3 protein-coding genes are annotated in these 4,143 nt (G+C 66.5%); all 3 read left to right on the top strand.

What is annotated here, in order from left to right; translation table 11 throughout:
- Positions 1–9 precede the first annotated feature (9 nt).
- Entirely contained in the window at positions 10–915 is a 906-nt protein-coding gene (locus tag DBR34_RS14130; RefSeq protein ID WP_128097264.1) for a GNAT family N-acetyltransferase, read from the top strand.
- 185 nt (positions 916–1,100) lie between these two features.
- On the top strand, positions 1,101–3,932 hold the full coding sequence (locus tag DBR34_RS14125; RefSeq protein ID WP_128097263.1) for a 2-oxoglutarate dehydrogenase E1 component: 2,832 nt from the start codon (positions 1,101–1,103) through the stop codon (positions 3,930–3,932).
- 44 nt (positions 3,933–3,976) lie between these two features.
- Positions 3,977–4,143: biotin/lipoyl-containing protein (locus tag DBR34_RS23185; RefSeq protein ID WP_308812546.1), on the top strand; the 167-nt coding region annotated here is incomplete at its 3' end.

Genomic DNA, 4,143 nt, shown 5'->3' with positions numbered 1-4,143 from the left:
GGCCTGAGCATGACGGCCCGCGTCCAGGTCGAGCCGGTGGACTACCCGACGCAGCGCGAGGCGCTGCATCGGGTCCGGCAGCGCGTGTTCGTCGAGGAGCAGCAGGTCCCGGCGGCGTTGGAAATCGACGCGCTGGACCCGCTCAGCGTGCATGTACTGGCCCGTGGCAGCGACGGCGAGCCGATCGGTGCCGGCCGGCTCACCCCGGACGGCCGGATCGGCCGCATGGCGGTGCTGGCCGACTGGCGGGGCCGCGGCGTCGGGGAGGCCCTGCTGCTGGCCCTGATCGAGGCCGCGCGCAGCCGTGGCTGGCGCGAGGTCAACCTGCACGCCCAGTTGCCAGCCCGGGTGTTCTATACCCGCCAGGGCTTCCTGCCCGAGGGCGAGGTCTTCACCGAGGCCGGCATAGCCCACCAGCACATGCGCCTGGTGCTGGACGGCGCGGTGGCCATCGACCGTGCCGACCAGGCCGTGGCGATCACCACCGCCCTGGTCCACCGCGCCCGACGCCAGCTGTGGCTGCACAGCCGCCAGCTCGACCCCGGGGTGCTGGATGCCGCGCCGGTGCTGGAGGCACTGCGCCGGTTCGCCACCGCCCGCCACGACAAGCAGGCGCTGCTGATCGTGCACGACGCCGCCGCCATCGCCCAGGCCGGCTCACCGCTGCTGGGACTGCTGCAACGGCTGCCCAGCGTGTTCCGGATCCGCCAGGTCAGCGACCCGATCGACCGCGCGACGGCCTCGGCCTGCCTGCTCAACGATGCCGGCGACTACTACTTTCGTCTGAGCGGACACCGTTTCGACGGCGAAGCAGGGCTCGCTCAGCGAGCACGTTCGCGACCGTTGCAGGACGGTTTGCAGCGCGTATGGGAACGTTCGCGTGAATGCAGCGAACTGCGGGCGATCGGCCTGTAGCTCACGCCACGGGCTCGAACCTGTCTGGGAATGACACCGCAGGTCCTGCCCAGGCCCCTGCGGTGCCCCTTCCTGTCCCGATGGGGGTACAATTTGGGGAGTTAGATACCGCCCGCGCAGGGCTATTCACTTTTCCCTGCCGGATCATCGAAGCCTTACCCCACAAGCGAATCCGACCCTCCATCGTGGACAATCTACTGAAGCAGTTTGCGCAGTCTTCGCAGCTCGCCGGCGGCAACGCCTCCTATATCGAGGATCTGTACGAGCAGTACCTCGTTTCTCCGGACAGTGTCGATCCCAAATGGAAGACCTACTTCGACGGCTTCAAGGGCCGCGAAGCCGGTGACATTCCGCACTCGGCCGTCATCGCGCACATCACCGAAGCCGCCAAAAACGCTGGCAACAGCGCCACGGCCACCGGTGCCGGCGACGAGCGCGAGCGCAATGTCGGCCGTCTGATCACCGCCTACCGTTCGCGTGGCCACCTCGGTGCCCGCCTGGACCCGCTGGGCCTGACCCCGCCGACCAACCCGCCGGACCTGGGGCTGCCGTTCCACAGCCTGTCCGAGAGCGACCTGGGCAGCGAGTTCAGCACCGGCGGCATCGCCGGCCAGCCGCGCATGAAGCTGCGCGACCTGCTGGAGCGCCTGAAGAAGACCTACACCGGCTCCATCGGTGCGGAATTCATGCACATCTCCGAGGTCGAGCAGCGCCAGTGGCTGTACCAGCGCCTGGAAACGGCCGGTGGCAACTACAACCTGGATGCCGACACCCAGCGCCGCACCCTGGAGCGCCTGACGGCGGCCGAGGGCCTGGAGCGCTACCTGCATACCAAGTACGTCGGCCAGAAGCGCTTCTCGCTGGAAGGCGGCGACGCGCTGATCCCGATGATGGACACCATCATCCGTGACGCCGGCAAGGATGGCGTCAAGGACGTGGTGATCGGCATGGCCCACCGCGGCCGCCTGAACGTGCTGGTCAACACGCTGGGCAAGAGCCCGCGCAAGCTGTTCGACGAGTTCGAAGGCAAGTTCGAGCACGACGAGCACGCCTCGGCCGGCGACGTGAAGTACCACATGGGCTTCTCTGCTGACGTGTCCACCCCGGGCGGCGCCGTCCACCTGGCGCTGGCCTTCAACCCGTCGCACCTGGAAATCGCCGACCCGGTCGTGGCCGGTTCGGTGCGTTCGCGCCAGGAGCGCCGCGGCGACACCGCGCGCAAGCAGGTGATGCCGATCCTGATCCACGGCGACGCGGCCTTCTCCGGCCAGGGCGTGGTCATGGAACTGTTCCAGATGTCCCAGGCCCGCGGCTTCGCCGTCGGTGGCACGGTGCACATCGTGGTCAACAACCAGGTCGGCTTCACCACCTCCAACCCGCTGGATACGCGCTCCACGCGCTATGCCACCGACGTGGCGAAGATGATCGCCGCCCCGGTGCTGCACGTGAACGGCGATGATCCCGAAGCGGTGGTTTTCGCGGCCCAGCTGGCCTTCGAGTTCCGCCAGAAGTTCGCCAAGGACGTGGTCATCGACCTGATGTGCTACCGCCGTTGGGGCCACAACGAGGCCGACGAGCCGGCGATCACCCAGCCGCTGATGTACCAGGTGATCCGCAAGCACCAGACCACCCGCGAACTGTACGCGGCCAAGCTGGAAGCCGCCGGCGTGATCCCGGCAGACGCTGGCAAGGCGCTGGTCGATGCCTACCGCAACAAGCTCGATGCCGGTGAAGTGACCACCGAGCTGGCGGCCGTCGAGAAGACCCCGGCTACCAGCAAGATGTACGTCGACTGGCCTGCGCTGCTCAACGGCAAGCTGTCCGATCCCATCTCCACCGCGGTGGGCATGGAGAAGGTCAAGCAGCTGGCCAAGCTGATCAACACCGTGCCCGAAGGCGTGGAGCTGCACTCGCGTGTGGCCAAGGTGTATGACGACCGTCGCAAGATGGCCGCCGGCGAGATCCCGGGCGACTGGGGCTTTGCCGAGAACCTGGCCTACGCCACCGTGCTGGACGAAGGCAACAGCCTGCGCCTGGTCGGCCAGGACGTCGGCCGCGGTACCTTCACCCACCGCCACGCGATCCTGCACGATCAGAAGACCGACAACTACTACCTGCCGCTGCGCCAGCTGGTCGAGTCGCCGGAACAGGCCACCATCATCGATTCGCTGCTCAGCGAAGAAGCGGTGATGGCCTATGAGTACGGCTTCTCCACCACCGATCCGAACACCCTGTGCATCTGGGAAGGCCAGTTCGGCGACTTCGCCAACGGTGCCCAGGTCGTGATCGATCAGTTCATCGCTGCCGGCGAAGCCAAGTGGGGCCGCATCAGCGGTTTGACCCTGCTGCTGCCGCACGGTTACGAAGGGCAGGGCCCGGAACACAGCTCGGCGCGCCTGGAGCGTTTCCTGCAGCTGTGCGCGCTGGAGAACATGCTGGTGTGCGTGCCGTCGACCCCGGCGCAGGCGTACCACATGCTGCGTCGCCAGATGCGCATGACCACCCGCAAGCCGCTGGTGGTGATGTCGCCCAAGTCGCTGCTGCGCCACAAGCTGGCCGTGTCGAGCCTGGAAGAGCTGGCCGATGGGCAGTTCCAGCACCTGATCGGCGATGCCAACGCAGACGCGAAGAAGGTCAAGCGCGTGGTGCTGTGCTCGGGCAAGGTCTATTACGACCTGCTGGAAGACCAGACCAAGCGTGGCCAGGACGATGTGGCCATCATCCGCGTCGAACAGCTGTATCCGTTCCCGCGCGCGCTGCTGGCTGCCGAACTGAAGAAGTACGGCAAGGCTGCCGATGTGGTGTGGACGCAGGAAGAACCGCAGAACCAGGGGGCGTGGTACCAGATCCGCCACCACCTGCAGTTCTGCTTGGCCGATGGCCAGAGCCTGCACTACGCCGGTCGCGCCCGTTCGGCATCACCGGCCGCTGGACACATGGCTGACCACATCATCGAACAGCAGAAGCTGATCGCCGATGCCCTGGTCAACCCGTTCAACGACTCGGTTGCTGAATAACCTCTCCCCCTCATTCTAGAAAAGACAAACCAGGAAGCTCCCGCATGGCCACCGAAGTCAAAGCCCCGGTACTGCCCGAATCCGTCGCCGACGGCACCATCGCCACCTGGCACAAGAAAGTCGGCGATGCCGTCAAGCGCGATGAAAACCTGCTTGATCTGGAAACCGACAAGGTCGTCCTGGAAGTGCCGTCGCCGGTCGATGGCGTGCT

It is taken from the genome of Stenotrophomonas sp. HMWF003, from assembly GCF_003061285.1.
Classification (GTDB): domain Bacteria; phylum Pseudomonadota; class Gammaproteobacteria; order Xanthomonadales; family Xanthomonadaceae; genus Stenotrophomonas; species Stenotrophomonas maltophilia_AP.
The sequence above is the reverse complement of the archived record's forward strand: the minus strand, read 5'-3'. Positions and strand labels throughout refer to the sequence as shown.